The organism is Paenibacillus aceti (assembly GCF_003614185.1).
Lineage (GTDB): Bacteria > Bacillota > Bacilli > Paenibacillales > Paenibacillaceae > Fontibacillus > Fontibacillus aceti.
The window spans coordinates 3,041,608-3,061,813 of the sequence record NZ_KZ987724.1 but is presented as its reverse complement, the minus strand read 5'-3'; the positions used below and the strand labels follow the sequence as shown (position 1 = coordinate 3,061,813).

16 protein-coding genes and 7 tRNA genes are annotated in these 20,206 nt (G+C 47.9%); all 23 read left to right on the top strand.

Going from position 1 to position 20,206, the window contains the following annotated elements:
- The first annotated feature begins 38 nt into the window (after positions 1–38).
- A tRNA-Val gene (locus tag BFJ94_RS13625) sits at positions 39–114 on the top strand.
- Positions 115–130: 16 nt separating this feature from the next.
- Positions 131–204: transfer RNA gene (locus tag BFJ94_RS13620), tRNA-Met, on the top strand.
- A 21-nt stretch (positions 205–225) separates the two neighbouring features.
- Positions 226–302, top strand: a tRNA-Asp gene (locus BFJ94_RS13615).
- Between the two features lie 130 nt (positions 303–432).
- Positions 433–508 (top strand) — tRNA-Lys (locus BFJ94_RS13610).
- A 16-nt stretch (positions 509–524) separates the two neighbouring features.
- A tRNA-Gly gene (locus tag BFJ94_RS13605) sits at positions 525–599 on the top strand.
- 9 nt (positions 600–608) lie between these two features.
- A tRNA-Arg gene (locus tag BFJ94_RS13600) sits at positions 609–685 on the top strand.
- Between the two features lie 7 nt (positions 686–692).
- Positions 693–772, top strand: a tRNA-Leu gene (locus tag BFJ94_RS13595).
- A gap of 180 nt (positions 773–952) precedes the next feature.
- Positions 953–1,633 carry a Crp/Fnr family transcriptional regulator gene (locus tag BFJ94_RS13590; protein WP_120463157.1) on the top strand — a complete coding sequence of 227 codons (681 nt, stop codon included), beginning with the start codon at positions 953–955 and terminating at the stop codon, positions 1,631–1,633.
- A 170-nt stretch (positions 1,634–1,803) separates the two neighbouring features.
- Positions 1,804–2,598 carry a DNA alkylation repair protein gene (locus tag BFJ94_RS13585; RefSeq protein ID WP_120465234.1) on the top strand — a complete coding sequence of 265 codons (795 nt, stop codon included), beginning with the start codon at positions 1,804–1,806 and terminating at the stop codon, positions 2,596–2,598.
- 359 nt (positions 2,599–2,957) lie between these two features.
- Entirely contained in the window at positions 2,958–3,533 is a 576-nt protein-coding gene (locus tag BFJ94_RS13575; RefSeq protein ID WP_120463156.1) for a sigma-70 family RNA polymerase sigma factor, read from the top strand.
- Positions 3,523–4,347, top strand: coding sequence for a hypothetical protein (locus BFJ94_RS13570; protein ID WP_120463155.1), 825 nt, complete (start codon positions 3,523–3,525; stop codon positions 4,345–4,347). Before BFJ94_RS13575 ends, BFJ94_RS13570 begins: the two co-directional genes overlap by 11 nt.
- Positions 4,344–5,216 (top strand): carbohydrate ABC transporter permease, encoded by an 873-nt coding sequence (locus BFJ94_RS13565; protein ID WP_229716843.1) that lies wholly within the window; start codon positions 4,344–4,346, stop codon positions 5,214–5,216. Before BFJ94_RS13570 ends, BFJ94_RS13565 begins: the two co-directional genes overlap by 4 nt.
- 13 nt (positions 5,217–5,229) lie before the next feature.
- Positions 5,230–6,108: a carbohydrate ABC transporter permease gene (locus tag BFJ94_RS13560; RefSeq protein ID WP_120463154.1), complete on the top strand. Its 879-nt coding sequence runs from the start codon at positions 5,230–5,232 to the stop codon at positions 6,106–6,108.
- A 20-nt stretch (positions 6,109–6,128) separates the two neighbouring features.
- Positions 6,129–7,289 carry an efflux RND transporter periplasmic adaptor subunit gene (locus tag BFJ94_RS13555; RefSeq protein ID WP_120463153.1) on the top strand — a complete coding sequence of 387 codons (1,161 nt, stop codon included), beginning with the start codon at positions 6,129–6,131 and terminating at the stop codon, positions 7,287–7,289.
- A 49-nt stretch (positions 7,290–7,338) separates the two neighbouring features.
- The gene (locus tag BFJ94_RS13550) at positions 7,339–8,673 is read left to right on the top strand and encodes an ABC transporter substrate-binding protein (protein ID WP_120463152.1); all 1,335 of its coding nucleotides are present in this window, start codon (positions 7,339–7,341) and stop codon (positions 8,671–8,673) included.
- Between the two features lie 39 nt (positions 8,674–8,712).
- A complete protein-coding gene (locus BFJ94_RS13545; protein WP_120463151.1) occupies positions 8,713–9,303 on the top strand; it encodes a hypothetical protein in 591 nt (196 codons plus the stop codon).
- A gap of 104 nt (positions 9,304–9,407) precedes the next feature.
- Complete coding sequence (locus tag BFJ94_RS13540) at positions 9,408–10,454, top strand: LacI family DNA-binding transcriptional regulator (protein ID WP_120463150.1); 1,047 nt, start codon at positions 9,408–9,410, stop codon at positions 10,452–10,454.
- A 135-nt stretch (positions 10,455–10,589) separates the two neighbouring features.
- Positions 10,590–13,733 (top strand): alpha-mannosidase, encoded by a 3,144-nt coding sequence (locus tag BFJ94_RS13535; RefSeq protein WP_120463149.1) that lies wholly within the window; start codon positions 10,590–10,592, stop codon positions 13,731–13,733.
- A 22-nt stretch (positions 13,734–13,755) separates the two neighbouring features.
- Positions 13,756–14,418 (top strand): SGNH/GDSL hydrolase family protein, encoded by a 663-nt coding sequence (locus tag BFJ94_RS13530; protein ID WP_120463148.1) that lies wholly within the window; start codon positions 13,756–13,758, stop codon positions 14,416–14,418.
- A 150-nt stretch (positions 14,419–14,568) separates the two neighbouring features.
- On the top strand, positions 14,569–16,332 hold the full coding sequence (locus tag BFJ94_RS13525) for a glycoside hydrolase family 36 protein (RefSeq protein WP_120463147.1): 1,764 nt from the start codon (positions 14,569–14,571) through the stop codon (positions 16,330–16,332).
- 139 nt (positions 16,333–16,471) lie between these two features.
- Positions 16,472–18,097 carry an extracellular solute-binding protein gene (locus BFJ94_RS13520; protein WP_120463146.1) on the top strand — a complete coding sequence of 542 codons (1,626 nt, stop codon included), beginning with the start codon at positions 16,472–16,474 and terminating at the stop codon, positions 18,095–18,097.
- A gap of 237 nt (positions 18,098–18,334) precedes the next feature.
- Complete coding sequence (locus BFJ94_RS13515; protein WP_229716844.1) at positions 18,335–19,297, top strand: ABC transporter permease; 963 nt, start codon at positions 18,335–18,337, stop codon at positions 19,295–19,297.
- 15 nt (positions 19,298–19,312) lie between these two features.
- Positions 19,313–20,188, top strand: a complete 876-nt coding sequence (locus tag BFJ94_RS13510; protein WP_120463145.1) for a carbohydrate ABC transporter permease — start codon at positions 19,313–19,315, stop codon at positions 20,186–20,188.
- The last annotated feature ends 18 nt before the right edge of the window (positions 20,189–20,206 follow it).

The window sequence follows — 20,206 nt, the reverse complement described above, 5'->3', positions numbered from 1 at the left end:
CCTACGGGTCACCATTTTCATTAATGCTACCAAAATGTGGAGGCTTAGCTCAGCTGGGAGAGCATCTGCCTTACAAGCAGAGGGTCAGCGGTTCGATCCCGTTAGCCTCCACCATATTTTCTATAATTGACGCGGGGTGGAGCAGTCCGGTAGCTCGTCGGGCTCATAACCCGAAGGTCGTAGGTTCAAATCCTGCCCCCGCAATTAGCTTCAATTTCATAGTGTGGAGCCGTGGTGTAGAGGCCTAACATGCCTGCCTGTCACGCAGGAGACCGCGGGTTCGAATCCCGTCGGCTCCGCCATTTTCTCTTAATTACGAGACGGAAATTATATGTTTCCTAGAAGTAATGATTCATTGACACTTTGGTACTGCAGATGTATTGCCATAGAATGTGCTTAAGGCTCTTTACTTCATCTCAGATTTACTTATGAGAGCCATTAGCTCAGTTGGTAGAGCACCTGACTTTTAATCAGGGTGTCGAAGGTTCGAGTCCTTCATGGCTCACCAGTTTTTTAAATTTTATGCGGACGTGGCTCAGCGGTAGAGCATCGCCTTGCCAAGGCGAGGGTCGCGGGTTCGATTCCCGTCGTCCGCTCCATCTAAATATGCGCCCTTAGCTCAGCTGGATAGAGCGTTTGACTACGAATCAAAAGGTCAGGAGTTCGAATCTCTTAGGGCGCGCCACTTATAAGCCGGTGTGGCGGAATTGGCAGACGCGCGCGACTCAAAATCGTGAGGGAAACCGTGGGGGTTCGAGTCCCTTCACCGGCATCATAGTATTACAAGGATGTTCTTTAGGAGATAACCTAAAGAACTTTTTTTGTATTTAAAGCTCCCTTGAGAAAAGGAAAAATTATTGACTGCTACTAATATACGTTGACTTTAGCCTAACGATTTATGATTAAGCAACTCCACAATACGTTGTTATTTGCTATGGTTCTGGAGGGAAAAATGGATAAAATCCAATACCTATCACAGTTCAATTTGCTGCATGCATTATCTGAAGAAGACTTAATTGTTATGGATAAACTCACCTTAATTACGACCTATCACCCAAAGACGTATATACAAACCCCGGAATCATTTCAAGAAAAGTTGTACTTCGTCAAAAAGGGAAGGGTTCGCTTATACCGGATCAACACCGAAGGGAAGCAATTTACGTTGGACATATTAAGTGAGGGAAATGTTTTTGGCGAATTAAACGGCATTTCACTGGGGACCCGGGACCTGTTTATTGAAGCGATTGTGGAATCCGATATCTGTATGATCGATCAGAAGCGGTTTGAGAATTTCCTGGTCGAACATCCGCGTTTTTTGCTGAATATGTTAAAAGTTCTAAGTGAACGCTTAGTGTATATAAGCAGTCTCGCTCAAAACCTCGCACTTGGGAGACTTCATGAGAGAATCATGCATGTTCTTCAAAGGCTTTCCCGTCAGTTCGGGGTTAAGTGTGACCAACGAGACAATGATTACTATAGGATTGATACCCCATTATCACATCAGGAAATCGCTCACCTTGTTGGTGCATCGAGGGAGGCTGTCACACTTGCATTACAAGAGTTAGCTGAAGCGAAAGCGATCAAGACCGATTTTCGGACAATTTATATACACTGCGAGCATTTGAACATTTAATATAAATAAGAGTTGTTATCCACATTACATCCTCTCACATGAAATGCAGGTATAATTTGGATAGTATAAAGGCTTGCAGCTGGCCAAGCTGCAGTGCCGTCAGTTACCAGTGTAAAAGGCAGGTGCTTACTATCAATAAAAAACAATCGTTTCCTGCTCTAGATACCTATATGGGCAGAAAAGGAGCAAAGAAGGTTAGCGAGATCCATCCAGAATTACTCCAATTGCTGCAGCAAGGACGGTTGGAGACGGTAAACTTGACTGAATGGCTGGCGATCGACCATATCACCTTGTTGCTTCATATATTGGACGAGCTAGAGCTAGAACAGCATTCAAAGGCGATGTTGTCCGATTTGGAGAGTATTCCTCCAAAGATTATGAAGATGATCCCGGCTATTGCCGGTGCGTGGCTTCGTCTTCTGAACCAAATGCCAGAGTTCAAACGAATCGAGGTCATGGACAGACTTTCCACTCATCGTTCAGATAGCGTCAGATGCTGGGCTGCCTACATTGTAGGCTTGGATGAGCTTACGTTAGATCAGAAATTGCAGAGAATCCGTTTTTTTGCTGCCGATGAACATTTTGGGGTACGTGAAATCGCGTGGATGGCTGTCAGGGAGCATGTTGCGCAAGAACTTAAGGAGGCTATTCGAATGCTTGTCGACTGGGCCCGTGACGATAACGCCAATATTCGAAGATTTGCTGTTGAAGTGACGCGTCCTCATGGAGTATGGGCCAAACATATAGTCGCTCTGAAGGAAAATCCTGCCTTTGCGCTGCCGCTACTTGATATCGTCAAATCGGATCCGTCGAAATACGTTCAAGACTCTGTAGGAAACTGGTTGAACGATGCCGGAAAATCGAAGCCGGAATGGGTTGTTCAAGTTTGTCAGGCATGGGAGGAGCAATCTCGAACGAGAGAAACGATGCGAATCTTGAAACGAGCTCAGCGCAGTTTTAAATAAATAAGGGTAGTTCATCAACATTATACTTACAAACAGTGAAGCTTTCTTGGATTGAAAAATCCCTGAAGGCTTTTTTTGTTTTTTATCTTCAAACATTTGCTCATACCATGGGTAGAAGTAATTTTCGTACTGTTAACCCTGTGCTAATGTTGAATGTAGGGTACGCCGGCGACGATGGGATTCCCAGCCATATCATTTGTACACATGAATACATACTACCGCGAATGAAGGCGGCTTTATAACACGAGTGCAACCACAACTAGCCTATCAATGTTTTATAGATTTTATCCATAAATCGAACCTTTTCGAATGAACGTGGCAATATAGATTGTAAGCTTACAAAGGAGGGCCCTTTTTTGATGAAAGACATCAATATAGAACATTGGATTGAGCGGATGAAGGAGGGGGATCCATCTGCATTTCGAGTGATTTATGAATGGTCATTCCCCGAAATCTACCGCTCTGTAGTGTTTCTAATGACGGAAAAAAATGAAATAGAAGATGTAATGAACGAGATTTACTTTCAGCTGTGGCGGTCTATCGACAATTACGATGCGAATCGTCCCTTCCGATTCTGGATGCATGGCATCGTACTGAAGCAAGTACAGAAGTGGAGAACTAAAAGCTGGAGGAGGTTCCGAATCTTCGAGAAGAAGCAGCTCTTGGAGGTGGAAGAGTATATTTTCTCGGATCATCAGGTTCTTGAGGCAGAGTTCCATCACGAGATGCTGACCATCGTTCATCAGTTATCCTACAAACTTCGTACGGTGATTATTCTACGCTATTATCACGACTATACATTCGATGAAATCGCTGAATTGTTGGTCATACCCATAGGCACGGTCAAATCTAGGCATCACGCAGCACTGGGGAAGCTTCGCAAGCTTAGCCCATATAGTGAGCCAGAAAAGGAGAAAGAACTTTATGTCCATTGAACAACAACTACGTGATAAGCTGCAGGATTGTGCGGAAGCAATGGAAATTCCCTCCGAAATGCAGGAGCGCATTCAAGAAATTTCCTACGAACGTTATAGCAATGATAAATATAAAGCAAAATCAACTCTGAAAGTTCGCATGGTTGCATGTGTGCTTGCGGTTATACTTCTCACGTCGGTTGGCATCTATACCGGGCCTGCCGTAGCGGCGCAGATTCGAGCTTTGCTCAATCTGTCCGGGACTGAAGATTTGCGCAGCTTCGAGACCAAAGATGAGGATTCGAATTATACCACTACTAATTTATATGCGGATGAGATTAGCGGCAATAAGACGGCACAAGAAGTGCTGGCGCGCATCAACCGCGGGTTCCCTGAGACGAAGGGCTTCGACATCGCGAGCGCACAGATCGCCAAAGGAATCAATGGAGGAACGCAAATCCATCAATTTAATATCATTCTGATCGAAAAAGGAAAAACATTCGAAGAGCCGCATAAAGAAGTTGTTGCCAATGTCGATGTGGAGACAGGACAGATCTATTTTGTACAAACGATTGGTATAGAGCCATTTGCTCCGCATGCTCCGAAATTGCAGGATTCAGAAGCGATCGCTATGGCGGATGCATTCCTGAAGCAACTGGATGTTCGTTCCGATGGATATCAGCCGGAAGTGGTAGCAGCCGATACGGATAAAGTACAAGGAAAAGGTCTGCCCATCGTCATCTACAAGCGTGTAAAGGATGGGAAGGAGATGTTCCAAGTGAACCTCCAGGAAGGAAGTACAAGTGTTGCATTCTTTTCTTCGGATAAGCCATGAAGTGGAACCGTCTCAGTCGTAGAGAAAGTATGGTGGCCGTGACGTTTTTGTTGCCGAGTACCATTGGCTTTGCATTATTCTATCTCATTCCGTTTGGAATGGGGCTTGTCTACTCGGTGCTGGACCATACTGTCGGCGGTTCATTTGTTGGACTTTCGAATTATCAGGAGTTGCTGAGCAGCGGATCTTTTCGCAAAGCCGTCTCGAATACGTTCTGGTTCACGGCGGTGAATGTTCCAGTGATGCTTATGCTGTCACTCGGGATCGCCCTCATGCTGAACCGGAATCTCTACCTGCGCAGATTTCTGCGGATGGCTTATGTCCTGCCGTTGGTTGTACCCGTAGCCTCCGTCGTGATGGTGTGGCAGGTACTCTTTGATTGGAATGGATCTCTTAACGCCTGGATGCATGCTGCCGGGCTTGAACAGGTAGACTGGATGAAATCGGCCTGGGCAAGAGTTGTAGTCTCAGTGTTCTACCTATGGAAACATATCGGCTACAACATCATCTTGTTCCTTGCAGGACTGCAAAGCATCCCGCGAGATTACTATGAGACGGCTGATTTGGAGGGAGCGGGCAAGTGGTACCAATGTTATGGAATCACACTTGTCTATTTAACGCCGATGATGGTTTTCGTCGTCCTGATGTCTATTATGAATACGTTCAAAATATTTCGGGAGACGTACCTGATCGCAGGCGATTACCCGCATGACAGCATCTATACGCTTCAGCATTACATGAATAATATGTTCCTCGCGATGGATGTACAGAAGCTGTCTGCGGCTGCGACGCTTATGGTGATAGGTATCTATATCATCGTTGCGATGCTGCTTCGGTTAGAGAAGCGCTATACACACTTTATGGAATGATACGGGAGGAAGAATGAAGAAGAAGGGTTTCATTCGAAACCTGTCGGTCACATTGCTGATGGCATGCATAGGGATCATGATTCTCTCCCCTATTGTGATTACTTTCACAAATTCATTTATGACGGAGCATGAAATTCAAGGCAATTACGGACTGGTGGGTAAAATGCCTGTCGTTACGCAAGGGGAGCCTGATGTATTTGTGAATCTGAAGCTCATCCCGGATTGGTTGTCCTTTGAGCAGTACGGGAGCGTATTGCTTGAGACGCCGACGTATTTGTTCATGTTATGGAACTCCGTTGCAATGGTCGTAGCGATCATCGCGGGACAGACGGTTGTAAGTGCGCTAGCAGCGTACGCTTTTGCGAAGCTCCGGTTCAAGGGGAGAGAGAAATGGTTTCGGGTTTACTTAATGACGATGCTAATGCCTTTTCAAGTTACCTTGGTTCCGAACTATATTATTGCTGACAAGCTTCGTTTGATGAACACGGCTGGCGCGATTATTCTACCAGGGATATTTGCGGCATTTGGAGTTTTCATGCTAAGGCAATTTATGCTTTCGATTCCTTATGCGCTGGTTGAAGCAGCCCAGATGGATGGTGCAGGTCATTATCGCATTTTTTATCGGATAATGCTGCCTTTGATGAAGCCGGGGATAGCGGCGCTGATCGTCTTGTTGTTCGTTGACTATTGGAATATGGTCGAGCAGCCTTTGATTTTCTTGGAGGATTCATTCAAGCAGCCATTATCGCTCTATTTATCTAGAATTCATAAGGACGCCCAAGGCATCGGCTTTGCCGCATCGCTGATCTATATGACGCCAATGGTTCTACTGTTTTTATATGCGGAGTCTTATTTTATCGAAGGAATTCAAATGTCGGGGATCAAAGGGTAGCTCCTGAGAGGAGGGATAGGATGGCAACAGAGCTCGCAGAAGCGCTGGATGCAAGAAAAAAACGAGTAATCGTGTGGCTGTCTGGATTGTTCATCGGTTTGCTCCTTCTCCTTACTCTAGCGAGTAATACATTGCTGACGTTACATCTACCTAAGGTACGAACAGAACTAGGGAGGGAAGGAGCGTTAGTAACCACGTGGCGTGGCACGGCTAGGCTGATGCCCCGGCAACATGTTGATTTATCAAACAAGGGGGAATGGTCAATTAGCGAGGTTCATGTGAAAGAGGGGGATTACGTGGCTAAAGGGCAAACGTTAATCACCTATGAGAACTCTGCTGCTGAGCAGGAAATCCTGGATGTACAGGCGGGCCTCGCAGGGCAGCGGCTAACGTTAGTTGACTTGCAAGATGAATATATTGAAGCCGTACAAAATGGCGACGAGATGCAAGTGCGCCGCTCGAAGCGGGAGTTAGAACGTGCGCAATTAGCCATTGATGTCCAGGAGCGAAAAGTGAGCACGATGCAGTCGGAGGCGAGTGATCGCAGACGCATTATCGCGCCTTTTGACGGGGTTGTGACAGTAGTAAATGCGATCCCGCAGCTGCCTGCGGGGAGCGGCGGACCAGATATCAGCTTAATGAATGCGCAGCAAGGCTATCAATTCGAGATTCTCATCCCGGATGACGTGGGTCAAAAATTGCGTACCGAGGAGAAGATGAATGTTGAGATCGAACGGGAAGGGGACAGAGTTCCGGTTGAAGGGATCATTACCGAAATTCACCCGATGACAGGCGTTGATGCAGGGGCTTCCTACCAAGAGAGGACGGGAGAAGAGGCATATCAGGCAGCTGCGAGTAGGCGGGTTGTCGTAAAAGTCCAACATCCGAATATTCAAACGAATGATCTCGTAAGCGTGGAAATAACACAATCGGAGAAGCGCGAGGGAGGCATGCTGGTGTTGAGCCAAGCGATTCATCAGGAGGGGAGGAATAGCTATGTCCTTGTTATGGAAGAACGTTCAGGTCCATTAGGCAATACCTTTATAGTTCGTAAGGCTCCCGTCCAATTGGGGGGAACGAATGGCCAAGAAACACTAGTGTTACAAGGGGTATACATGAAAGATCGCATTATTGTCGAGAGCAGCGAGCCGCTAACAGAAGGTCAACGCGTAAGGGGCTAAAGCGCTTGGTCAGTATCGATCACATAGAGATTGTAGAGGAGAGGTTAGGATGAAAAAAAGTGGCGTACTTAGTTTAATCGTCCTCATGACGATGACGTTGGGAGCATGCGCTGGCGGACAGGGACAGGGACAGGGAGATGAAGCGAAGCCGGAAGGGCAGCAGGAACAAAACGGGAAGAAAATCGTGGTCTTATCCGTATTCCAAGCGGATCCTATATATACCCAAGCTGCGAAAAAGTATGAAGAGCAACATTCCGATGTGGATATTCAAATCAAAGAATACAGCCAAGTGGAGGCCTCCGATCTAGAAAGTGATCTCGAAAAATATGTGAAGACCACCACCACAGAGCTGCTGTCAGGAAAAGGGGCCGATTTGATTACCCTGGATGTGAGCGGTCTGCCGGTTGAAAAGTATGTAGACAAGCAAGCGCTAGTCAACTTGAGCGAGCTGATGAAGCAGGATCCTGGCTTTAATTCCAATTCGTATGAGATGAACATTCTGGAAGGGGCCAAGATGGGAGAGGGGCTTTACTCGCTGCCCCTGCGGTTCTTCTTAGACAGCCTGATGGGCGATAAAAATGCAATTGAGCAATCCGGCGTGGAATTTGATGACAGCACATGGACATGGGGGGAGTTCACAGCGGTGGGCAAACGTCTGGCGGCATCCGGAGAGCACACGTATTCGATAGGGAATACGGCACCCGAGCAGATGTTGAACGTTCTGTTCGTTGATAACTACACTCGCATTATCCACGGAGAGAAGCGCCCTGCTAGCTTCGATGTCAATGTTTTTGTCGGACTGATGGAGCAAGTGAAGACAATGTATGCGGATAAGGTGGTTACGGATGCGGAAGTTAATGCAGGAGATTATTTTTTTGCACCTGCTTTGATTCTGTCGCCTGAAGATTATTTCGTAGGGCCGGCGATGTTCTATGAGCAAGGGAAGATCTATCGTAAACCGCTTGCTGCCGGGCAGCAGGCTGGAGGCACCTTCGTGATGCATAAGAACCTAGGGATAAATAGGAATTCGAATGTGCAGGCAGAAGCATGGGATTTCATGAAGTTCTTATTGTCTGAAGAAATACAGACCATGCCTGGGTTACAAGGATTCTCTGTCAATAAAAAGGTCAACGAGAAGATGTTCAAGGAGCTTGAGGACAAAGGCGCTATCGAGTCTCCAATGGGATCCTTGATCCCGATTCAGAAGGAAGATATCGACATGATCAAGCAGATGCTGGCCCAGGCGATTACGCCGCAAAAAAATGATTCGAAGCTTCAAGCGATCATCGAGGAGGAAGCGGGGGCTTACTATAGCGGTCAGAAATCGGCACAAGCGGTCGCGGATCTAGTCGCAAACCGTATAACAACCTACTTGAATGAGTAGATAGAAAATTCAAATTTGAAACGAAAGGGATGCTTCAAGATGAAAAAATGGTTGGCTGTATGTTTGATAACCGCCGTTATAGCAGTAAGCATTTCTGCTTGTAGTCCCCAGGGAACTATAGAGGGTGATGCTGATGAGGGGGAAGCCACGACTTTTGATCAGCTGAATCATGAGATAGCCGAGCAAGAGATGACTGAAATGTTTTCGAATTTGATGTCACTGAAGTTACCACAGGGTCTTGAAGCACAATCAAAAGAGTCAACCAACTCCAGTCTTGTTTTTGCGGATCATAGCAAGAAAGTCAGGCTTGGGATAAAACATGATCCCGAGCAAAAGTTGACTGATGCTCAAATCGATAGGGGCCGATTGAAGATGAAGACGATTTTCGAACAGGACCATCCTGGGGGAACGTTAGAGTGGTTGAAGGATGAGACGCAGCTTGTTCATGGGAAGCATATTGCGATTAATGAAGTCATCATCCCCTCCGAGCAAGGTAATGGCACTTATCATGTCAAGGCATGGGCGGAATTAGATGGCGCGCTTCTTGAGATTGATTTTACTGCTCCAGCTAATATGAAGGATGAATGGCAGAATTCCGTTCATGAGATGATTGAATCGATGCAGATGTAGCGTAATGAACCGTTTAGCGGCAGGGCTAAGCGGTTTTTTACGTACGGAAAAAAACGCCTATACATCCTTGATAACACGTGTTATACTCTTGCCGAGGTGCTAATATGGGGAAAAAAAGAATTACCAGCCACGATGTGGCCCGACTGGCCGGCGTATCCCGCAGCGTAGTATCCGCGGTGCTGAACGCGACGCCCGGAATTGGGGTCAGTGCGGAGACACGGGAGAAGGTGCTGGCTGCGATCCGCGAGCTGGACTATCATGTAGACGCCCAGGCGCGCAGCATGAAGACGGGGCGAAGTATGACACTGGCTGCCTTTGGCGACACCCGACATCCGCTGTTCATTCGCCTGTTGGAGGGCATGCAACGGGAATCCGAGGCCAGAGGATATCATATTCTACTATGCTCTCCAGGTTATAGACAATCAGGAGAAGCGAGGAATGAGCTGCTGGATCTCTACCATCAGCGAAAGATCGACGGAATCGTTACATTGGATAGCACAAGCTATCGCAGCAAGGAATGGGCTGCGAAAGTCAAAGCTGCAGGTGTACCCTACGTATCGGTTGAAGGCTACGCGGAGACGGCAGGCGTATCTTCCGTGCTGGCTGATTATAAAGGCAGTGTAACGATGGCGCTGGACTATCTGTTGGAGCGTAACCCCGATATGAAGGCGGCTCCTCTATATGCTGAAGTTTACGGAGCACCTGCAGGTCGTGTAATCTGGGCGGAAAAGATGCGCAGAGAAGCTTATATGGACTGGTGCCGCAAATATAACTTGAGTCCAGAGGTATCCCGTCATGAAGAGAAGGAAGGCCAAGTCGATTGGTTGGAATGGCTGGAGGGTGTAGCCAAAGCTGGAGCCGGAGAAACGCTGCCTCCAGTGCTCGTGAATTGGTCCAATGCGGTTCCCGATCTTTACCGGGCGGCACACAGCTTGGGTTTGCACATCGGTAATGAGCTAAGGGTTATGGCTGCGGACAATATGATTCAGGGCCATCGTCTAAGTCTTCCCACACTAAGCTGCGTAGAGATTCCCTATGTAAGCATGGGGGAGGAAGCGGTGCGCTGTGTACTGGGACAGATAGAGCAGGAACAGGAGATGTCGGAAAAGGTATGGTTGCCGGCTATCCTGAGACCGGGTGAAAGTGCATAACAGGTTGTGCAGGTGAGGAAGAGGTAGAGGATATACTTAGTTCTTCATTAGGTTATAAAATGCGGTCCCATTTTGTGGGTAACCGCTTATTTCATAGCATATAACACGTGTTATAAACCAAAGGAGGAGAAGTGGATGTTTTGGACGGAAGAGAAGTTGGAAGCGCGCATTAAGGAATTGGGGACCTATCGTTACCGAGAAGCTATACAGTTGGTGGAATGGCAGGTACAAGAGGATGAGGAAGGAGCCAATGGAGAATATCCTTCGCAGCCAGACGGCCATACGGTTATCCGCCTGGGGGAATGCTGGACCGGTCGCGACCGTTATTTGTGGATGTACAAGCGGGTGGATGTGCCGGCGGACTGGAAGGGCCGGCGGATTGTGGGCCGCTTTGATTTCGGACGGACAGGGGGAGGCAACAATAGCGGATTTGAATCCCTGCTGTTCCTGAACGGGAAGCCGTATCAAGGCGTGGATTCCAATCACCAGGAGGTGTTTCTGGAGGAAGATACTGTGGGAAGCACGTTGGATTTTGCTTTTCGTCTATGGTCTGGTCTTGAAGGTGGAGGTAAGCCAACGCCACAGGAGCATCGCATCAAGCTGGCAGAGCTGGCTTACTTGGACGAAGCGGCGGATCATCTATATTTCACAGGTCGGGCTGTACTTGCCGTCATCAGACAGCTAGCGGACAGCCAGCCGGAGAAGCAGGAGCTAACTGCAACGCTGAATCGTGCGTTTGCTGAGTTGGATTGGACGCGGCCCGGCAGCGCGGCATTCTATTCCTCCGTCGCCGCTGGTAATGCCCTGCTGCAGACGAAACTGGCGGCGATGAAGCGAGAGCATCCGGTTATGGTTACGGCAGTTGGCCATACCCATATCGATGTCGCCTGGCTATGGCGGTTGACCCATACGCGGGAGAAAGTGGCCCGTTCCTTCTCCACCGTCCTGAGGCTAATGAAGCAGTATCCCGAGTACATCTTCCTGCAGACCCAGCCGCAGCTGTACGACTATATCAAACAGGACTATCCAGAGATTTACGCCGAAATTGCCGAGCGCATCAAGGAAGGGCGTTGGGAAGCTGGCGGGGCGATGTGGCTAGAGGCGGATTGCAACCTGACGAGCGGCGAATCGCTGGTCCGTCAGATTCTGTACGGTACGAAATTCTTTCGCGAGGAATTCGGTGCGGAATGCAAATATCTCTGGCTGCCAGACGTGTTCGGCTACAGCTGGGCGCTACCACAGATTTTACGCAAATCAGGCATTGACACCTTCATGACGACCAAAATCAGTTGGAGCCAATACAATCGTATGCCGCATGACACATTCCGTTGGAGAGGCATCGATGGTACCGAGGTGCTGGCCCATTTCATTACGACACCGGAAGGGCCCGAGTCCAGCGCTTGGTATTATACATACAACGGGCTGATCGAGCCGTTCTCCGTGCAGGGCATTTGGGACCAATACAGGGACAAAAATCTGAACCGGGAGCTGCTGCTGTCCTACGGGTATGGCGACGGTGGCGGCGGTGTTAACCGTGAGATGCTGGAAATGCGCCGCAGACTGGATGAGATTCCAGGAGTTCCAAACGTGAAGACGGGGCGGGCCGATGAGTATTTTGAACGGTTGCAGAGAACGATTGAGAGCACTGACGAGTATGTCCACACATGGGATGGAGAGCTGTATCTGGAATACCATAGAGGCACATATACGAGCCAGGCATATAACAAACGGATGAATCGGAAGCTGGAACTTCTGTACCGGGAATCCGAATGGCTGCAAGCGATGCTGGCTGCGGAGACGGGAGACTTCTCCAGGTATCCGGCTCAGCAGCTGTATGAAGGCTGGAAAATCATTCTGCGCAATCAGTTCCATGATATTATTCCTGGCTCATCCATCCGCAAGGTATATGAGGATTCCCGGGTGGAGTATGCGGAAGCGCTTCGGATTGGCGAGGAAGCCGCCGCTTCGGCCAAGGCGGGTCTAATGACCTTAAACGGCGGAAGAGATGAAATGGAATATACAGTGTTCAATGGTGCCTTCTATAACCGGGGCGATCTTGTTATTTTAGCGGATGCGGAGTGCCAAGACAGGGAATGGAGAGACAGAAGCGGGCGTGTGCTGCGTTCACAAAGACAGGGAGACAAATGGCTGATCGAAGTTCCTGATCTTCCTATGATGGGTTCTGCAATCCTTAAAGCCTATCCGGCTGAACCAGCTCAGTTGGATGTGCCATTCCACTGGGAAGATTCCCGGCTGATCACTCCATTTTATGTTCTGGAATGGAACAGGTCGGGACAATTAACCCGCATTTACGATCGTGAAGCGGAGCGGGAGGTACTTGCGACGGGAGAGTGCGGCAATGTACTGCAGGTGTTCGAGGATAAGCCAAAAATGTATGAGGCATGGGATATTGATCTGTTCTATCAGGAGAAAATGCGGGAGATTACGGATTTACAGTCTATATCCTTGATTGAGAGCGGACCGCTGGCCGCTGTACTGGAATTGAAATGGGGCTATATGGACTCTACCATTACCCAGAGGGTTAAGGTGTACTCGGGAATTCGGCGGATCGACTTCGAGACGCTGGTCGATTGGCACGAACGGCAGCAGCTGTTGAAGGTTGCGTTTCCGGTAGCGGTAAGATCCACGGAAGCTACTTACGACATTCAATTTGGTAATGTGAAACGGCCGACCCACTGGAATACAAGCTGGGATTATGCGCGCTTTGAGAGTGTGGGGCATCAATGGGCCGATTTGTCAGAGCGCGGATATGGCGTGAGCCTGCTCAATGACTGCAAATATGGATACGACATCAAGGATCATGTGATGCGGCTGTCATTGATTAAGTCGGCCACGGAGCCGGATTGGCAGGCTGATCAGGGTGAGCACCGCTTCACTTACGCTCTGCTTCCGCATGTGGGAGATTGGGCTGCCGGACGAACGGTGGAGGAAGCGTGGTCGCTGAATAACCCGCTGCAGGCGGTGCAGGGGGCATATACCACCGGAGCTGGCAGGTCGCTGATCCGGACTGATACCGAAGGCATCGCGATTGATGCGGTGAAGCTGTCAGAGCAAGGCGACGGTCTGATCGTCCGGTTACACGAATATCTGGGTGGACGTAGTGAGGTCACATTAACCAGCGATTACCCGGTCTACTCCTGGCAGGTATGCGATCTGATGGAACGCCCTCTAATGGAAACAGTGGACGGTCCTGAGATCCGTCACAAGTTCAAACCTTATGAGATTAACACATTTCTAGTGAAGTTCTCTTGTAATTGATTTGACGAAGGGAGAGACAGCTATGTTAATAGGTAATAACGAGAAGCTGATCATGATTGGCGACTCTGTGACAGATTGTGAGAGGGCGCGTCCTTATGGAGAAGGCCTATTTGGGGGAATTGGAAAAGGGTATGTCATGATGGTAGACGCCCTGATCCAGTCCGTATATCCTGAGCGAGGCATTCGGATCACGAATATGGGCACGAGCGGCAATACGATCCGGGATTTGCATCAACGGTGGACTACAGATGTACTAGACTTAAAGCCGGATTGGCTGTCTATTATGATTGGGATCAACGACGTGTGGAGACAATTTGATACTCCTCATATAACGGAGGGGCATGTATATCTGGAGGAATATGAGTCGACGCTTAGAGATTTGGTAGAATCGACGCATCCTTCTTTGAAAGGACTTATCCTTATGACTCCGTATTATCTGGAACCTAATTCAAATGATCTGATGAGAGCATCCATGGATCGGTATGGTTCTGTCGTGAAGCGCGTTGCCGATGATTACGGATGTTTATTCGTTGATACACAGCAAGCATTTGCTTCTGTGCTTGAGTCCATTTACCCGGCGACGATAGCTTGGGATCGGGTTCATCCGAATGCAGTCGGCCATATGGTATTGGCCAAAGCATTTCTAAACGTCATCGGCTTCGATTGGAACAAGGCCTCGCATTAGCGGGGCCGTTTTTTTATAAGTGTGACACGAGATCAGGATTTCCCTCGGTAAAATCGTTCTTCTCCCCGGTTTTCGCTTATTTTAGATTGATATATGTTTAGGGGGCAGTATGCTTTAAAAGTATGTAAGCGAATACAGGGGGGGCTATACATGTCTATGATTCAACACCACTTTCATTGGACTAACGGAAGCGAGGGCTTTCAGTCGGAGATCACAACGGAGACTCCTGAAGCTGGGTTGGAGCTTGTTCACATCCGAATCAGCCTGGAGAAGCCTGCCATACCACCGTGTATTCAGTTGACTTGGGAGCATCCGGTAGCTGATATTCATGGGGTATGGCATCCGAACTGCGGTAGGAATCGGGGATTTGTGCCGGATTGGGGTGCTGGTTATGCCAGCCGGCTGACGAACTCCTCTCCAGTGGTATGTCTCTTTAGTGGAGCTGGCCGAAACAAGATGACGTTTGCCTTCTCGGATGCCCTGAACCCGATTGTGATGAAGGCCGGTATTCATGAGGAGACCGCGGAGTTTCATTGTTCGGTGACCCTGTTTGAGGAGCCGGTGGCACCGCTAAGCCATTATGAGGCGACTCTTAGAGTGGATTGCCGGGACTTGTTCTATTACGAGGCCCTGAATGAAGTTCAGAACTGGTGGAGCGGCATTTCTGGTCTGACTCCTGCCCCGGTTCCAGACTCTGCCCGCGAGCCGATGTACTCAACTTGGTACAGCTATCACCAGCGACTAGTGCCGGAGGAGATTGAGGAACAGTGCCGCCTGGCCCAGAAAATGGGTTGTGAGTCCGTCATTGTTGACGACGGGTGGCAAACAGCGGACAATATGCGAGGATATGCATACTGCGGTGATTGGATCGTATGTTCTGATAAAATACCGGATATGAAGGAGCATGTAGAGCAGGTTCATCGCTTAGGAATGAAATATTTGCTTTGGTATTCTGTTCCTTTTGTAGGTATACACAGCCGGGCCTGGAGCAAATTTCAGGATAAAATGCTGTATACGATTGAAGAGCGGGGCTGGGGAATCGTAGACCCCCGATATCTCGAGGTGCGTGAATATTTAATCGGAATCTATGAAAAGGCACTGTTAGAATGGGATCTAGACGGTTTCAAGCTGGATTTTATGGACAGCTTTCTGCCTCCAGGGGGAAAGAAGCCGGAGTACGGCAATGGACGGGATTATGTGTCGGTATCGGAAGCGGTAGACCGGCTGATGACTGATATTATGCATCGTCTGCGCATGATCAAACCGAATGTGATGATTGAGTTCCGCCAATCTTATATTGGGCCGCATATGCGTAAATACGGCAATATGTTCCGAGCGTCCGATTGCCCAAATGATTCTATCGAGAATCGGGTACGCATTTTGGATATTCGACTTCTGTGCGGCAGCACGGCTGCACACGCTGATCCAATAATGTGGAGTATTAAAGAGCCGGTAGAGTCGGCAGCACTTCAGCTCATCAATGTATTGTTTGCTGTGCCGCAAATCTCGGTTAGATTGGATCAGCTTCCTGTGCGACATCAAGAAATGGCAGCTTTTTGGCTGAGCTTCTGGAGAGAATATCGACATGTTTTGCTGGATGGACAGCTCGAGCCTTATCATCCGGAACTTCTATACCCTGTGGTAGTAGCTGTAACGAGTGATATATTAATCGCCGCTGCTTATGAGCGGACGGTAGTTACCCTTGATAGGGAGCTGCCGGAGACCATCGTGCTGATTAATGGTACGAGAGAGAATGGAATGATTGTGGAGTGGGCAGTTAACGCCGGTCCTAGAGCAGTTACGGTACAAGACACTACCGGATGTGTGGTACAGGAGTACAAGCTGGGAATAGAAGGGATACAGCAAATTTCTGTTCCGCCCGCAGGGCTTGTTACACTCATAGCAGGCAAATAAGACTTTTATCCGGTATTATCGTCCTTTTCCCCGGTTTTCAGGGAAGGCATTTTTTATTAATTTTGACATGTGAACGCTTTCTTTTTAACTTTAGGTCTTAAGGGGAAATAGAGTACAATTTGAGGAGGTCTTCTAGTAAATGGCAAAACGAAGAAGCAAGTTGACTAGTGGTATGCTGGCTGTTGTTCTGGCAGGTACGGTAGCATTAACGGGATGTGGCAACTCCGGAGAACCGTCTGCCTCGCCGTCTTCTTCACCATCTGAGGGAAAGGAGACGAACACTGCGGATCAGCCTTATAAGCTGAATTGGCTGAAAGGGCAGGATATATCGAAGCCGTATGATTATTCCAAGGATGTCGTAAAGCAGGCGATTGAGAAAAAGCTGAACATTGAGATCGTACCTGAAATGGTGGATGTGCAGCAGTACAAGACGAAGCTGAATCTGAAGATGACCAGCGGAGACATTCCCGATGTGGTCAGAATTGATTTTGCCGATGACTTTCAAAAGTATGCGCAGCAGGGCGCCTTTGTTGACCTGACCGATCTGATCAATGAGAAAGATACGCCAAACATTGTTAAAGAAGTGCCTGCAGATGTGTTCGAACAGGCCATGGTCAACGGTAAATTGTACGGAATCCCTTATCAGGGCGGTCCGGGAGCTGGCTACCGCTGGGATCTGGTAATGCGTACAGATCTTCTGGGAAACACACCAGTGCCGACGACGCTTGATGACTATTACAATCTGCTCAAGAAGATCAAGGCAGAGAATCCCGATGTCATTCCGCTCGGAGGTTACAACGCGGAGGTCGGCCAACAAAAATATGCTAACAATTCCTTTGACCATATTTTTGGCGCATTCGGGGTGACGCCAGGCTTCTTTACGGAAGCGAATGGCAAGTTCAGCAATTATGATATCGATCCGAAAATGAGAGATGCGCTTCTTTACCTGCAAAAGATGTACTCAGAAGGACTTATTGATAAGGAATTCGCGACGATCAAGGAAGAACAGCTGCGGACCAAGCTGTATAGCGGCAAGCTGTTCTCCTGGATGGGCTGGTGGTCTACAGCTAACGATTATGATACACAAATCGAGACGAATCTGTTGAAGCAAAGCGGAGAGCTGGCATCGGATGGCAGCTTGCCTGACCAATCCAATTCACCTTTCAAATACTTAACACTAACAGGTTCCCTCGTCGGATCCGATGGTACGGCAGTAGCTCCTGCAGGTGCCCCATTCAACCAAATGACGGCAATTAGCGTCAAGACGAAAGATCCTGCTTGGGTGCTGCAGATTATCGAGGATTCCTTGTCACTGGAGAATCAGATGCTTACCGTGTGGGGAATTGAAGGCGAAGACTACAAAATTGAGAATGATAAAATGTCGGTTGTGACTGATCTGGTAGATCCTAAAACAATGCAAGACAAAGACGGTAATTTCCGGGGTATCCAAAGCTATCTGTTTGCCCCTGGTCTGAAAGGCTGGCCGCGTTACTTAGAATCGTTACCGCTTCGGCATTCCCAGGCGCTTGATGTGGCTATAACTAATAAGTATCAAATCACAGATGCCTCCAACTTCTTGGATTCTCCGACCAAAATTGCCAAGCTGGTAGAGCTGAATACGATGCGCGACTCTGTGTTTACTCAGATTATCATGGGCGGGGATATCAAGAAATTCGATGAATTCGTGGAAAAGTGGAAGTCACAAGGCGGGTCGCAAATTTTAAGCGAGCTGGAAGCATCATTCATGAAAAAACAGGGCAAGTAATCCCTTTTTAGGGTAGGGCAAATCACAGGCCCATTGAACGCACAAACAAAGAACGGGAATAGGTCCGCTCCTTCCAGAGCAGCCTGTTCCCTTCCTTTTTTCTCAATAACCGAAAACAGGACTTTTCCCCTGTAATACTTCGCTTCTGTCCGGTTTTCGGATAAGGGGGGATTAGATATATTACTTATGAAAGCCCTGTCGAAACGGCTGTAGAAGGAACAAGGAGGCATAAAAAGAATGGGGAGCGAGTTGAAATCGGCGCAAATGATCATTGGAACTGTGCCTGAATCAGGATTAAAGAAAGTGCTGGATCGGATCTGGAAGTTTAAACTGTTGTATCTTCTTTTACTTCCGGCATTTTTGTGGGTATTCATTTTTGATTATCTCCCGGTTTTAGGGATCAGCGTAGCCTTTATGGACTACAACTTTATTCGTGGAATCAGTGGTAGTGAATGGGCAGGACTAAAATATTTTCATGCATTGTTTGAGTCCGATATGTTCTGGACGGCCTTTAAAAATACGTTGATCATTAATTTGTACAAGATGATTAGCGGTTTTATCTGTCCAATTCTATTAGCACTTGCCTTAAATGAAATTCGCATTAAATGGTTCAAAAAGACGCTGCAAACGGCCGTGTACTTGCCGAGATTCGTCTCCTGGGTCGTATACGGGGGAATTATTACTCTACTTCTCTCTCCGGAAACCGGGATTGTTAATAAGCTAATTGAGCTTCTAGGCGGAAATCCTGCTTATTTGCTTGCCGATCATCATTACTTCCGAACGATCTTGGTGGTGACCGACGCGATGAAGGAGATGGGATGGGCGGCAATTATTTATATCGCGGCCATCGCTGGCCTGAATCCGGAAGTTAATGAAGCGGCTGTTGTGGATGGAGCCACCCGCTTCCAGCGCATCATTTACATGACGCTGCCGGGAATATCAGGTACGATCGTAGTCATGTTTATTTTACGGGTTGGCTTCATTATGAGCGCGGGTCTTGATCAGGTGATCAATTTGTACAATCCCATGGTCCTGCAGGTTGGTGATATTTTGGATACGTATATTTACCGCGTTGGGGTGGAGCAATTCAATATTAGCGTAGCCGCTGCGGCAGATGTTATCAAAGGAATTATCGGATTAGCGATGGTGCTTACAGCCAATCATTTTGCCAAACGAATCAATGATTCGGGCATTTTCTAGAGAGGAGACCGAATCATGAAGCTTACCGCTACAGAGAAATTATTTGTCGTCTCTAACTATATTCTTTTGTCGCTCATGACAGTTATTATTATTTTGCCCTTCTGGTATGTCATTACTGTATCCGTTACTCCTTATCATATATTCAGTGCCAAGAATGGCATGGTCTTGTTCCCAACTTCGTTTAGCCTAGAGTATTACAAGTATTTGCTAGAGAAGGGTTCACTGATATATCAATCCTATGGTAATACGCTGAAGAATACAGTTGGGGGCGTGATTCTTGCACTAATTCTGACCTCCGGCGCCGCCTATGCATTAGCTGAGAAAAAGCTGCCTGGACGTAGAATTCTTATTCTGTTTTTTGTATTTACGATGTTGTTTAGAGGGGGAATGATCCCTACTTATATTACGATCAAGCAATTAGGGCTTCTGAACACCTCGTATGTATTAATCCTGGTTATGGCGTTCAGCGCGTTCTATATGATCATTATGAAAACCTTCTTTGAGGGCATCCCAGAAAGCTTGAAGGAGTCTGCCGCTATCGACGGAGCCTCGGAATTCCGCATTTTGTGGCAAATTGTCTTACCGCTGTCCATGCCGGTTTTGGCTTCTATCGGTTTAATGTATTTGGTAGTCTACTGGAATGATTTCTTTAATGCTATGCTATATGTGACGGATTGGAACAAGGCTCCAGTGCAATTAGTGCTCCGCACCATAATAGCCAGTTCCAGCTTACCTCCTGAGCTGTTAGAGGCGGCCGGAACTACACCTCCGCCAACGATCGGCATCCAAATGTCAGCCATCGTGATCGTGGCTTTGCCGATGCTGATAATCTATCCTTTTGTTCAAAAATATTTTGATCAGGGGATGATGGTAGGCTCAGTTAAGGGGTGATATTCCATGTGCAGGGGA

What these genes read in the sequence shown, in the direction of transcription:
- BFJ94_RS13590 (WP_120463157.1), top strand. Translation starts at nt 953, where the DNA reads ATGGATAAAATCCAATACCTATCACAGTTCAATTTGCTGCATGCATTA.
- BFJ94_RS13585 (WP_120465234.1), top strand. Translation starts at nt 1,804, where the DNA reads ATGGGCAGAAAAGGAGCAAAGAAGGTTAGCGAGATCCATCCAGAATTA.
- BFJ94_RS13575 (WP_120463156.1), top strand. Translation starts at nt 2,958, where the DNA reads ATGAAAGACATCAATATAGAACATTGGATTGAGCGGATGAAGGAGGGG.
- BFJ94_RS13570 (WP_120463155.1), top strand. Translation starts at nt 3,523, where the DNA reads ATGTCCATTGAACAACAACTACGTGATAAGCTGCAGGATTGTGCGGAA.
- BFJ94_RS13565 (WP_229716843.1), top strand. Translation starts at nt 4,344, where the DNA reads ATGAAGTGGAACCGTCTCAGTCGTAGAGAAAGTATGGTGGCCGTGACG.
- BFJ94_RS13560 (WP_120463154.1), top strand. Translation starts at nt 5,230, where the DNA reads ATGAAGAAGAAGGGTTTCATTCGAAACCTGTCGGTCACATTGCTGATG.
- BFJ94_RS13555 (WP_120463153.1), top strand. Translation starts at nt 6,129, where the DNA reads ATGGCAACAGAGCTCGCAGAAGCGCTGGATGCAAGAAAAAAACGAGTA.
- BFJ94_RS13550 (WP_120463152.1), top strand. Translation starts at nt 7,339, where the DNA reads ATGAAAAAAAGTGGCGTACTTAGTTTAATCGTCCTCATGACGATGACG.
- BFJ94_RS13545 (WP_120463151.1), top strand. Translation starts at nt 8,713, where the DNA reads ATGAAAAAATGGTTGGCTGTATGTTTGATAACCGCCGTTATAGCAGTA.
- BFJ94_RS13540 (WP_120463150.1), top strand. Translation starts at nt 9,408, where the DNA reads ATGGGGAAAAAAAGAATTACCAGCCACGATGTGGCCCGACTGGCCGGC.
- BFJ94_RS13535 (WP_120463149.1), top strand. Translation starts at nt 10,590, where the DNA reads ATGTTTTGGACGGAAGAGAAGTTGGAAGCGCGCATTAAGGAATTGGGG.
- BFJ94_RS13530 (WP_120463148.1), top strand. Translation starts at nt 13,756, where the DNA reads ATGTTAATAGGTAATAACGAGAAGCTGATCATGATTGGCGACTCTGTG.
- BFJ94_RS13525 (WP_120463147.1), top strand. Translation starts at nt 14,569, where the DNA reads ATGTCTATGATTCAACACCACTTTCATTGGACTAACGGAAGCGAGGGC.
- BFJ94_RS13520 (WP_120463146.1), top strand. Translation starts at nt 16,472, where the DNA reads ATGGCAAAACGAAGAAGCAAGTTGACTAGTGGTATGCTGGCTGTTGTT.
- BFJ94_RS13515 (WP_229716844.1), top strand. Translation starts at nt 18,335, where the DNA reads ATGGGGAGCGAGTTGAAATCGGCGCAAATGATCATTGGAACTGTGCCT.
- BFJ94_RS13510 (WP_120463145.1), top strand. Translation starts at nt 19,313, where the DNA reads ATGAAGCTTACCGCTACAGAGAAATTATTTGTCGTCTCTAACTATATT.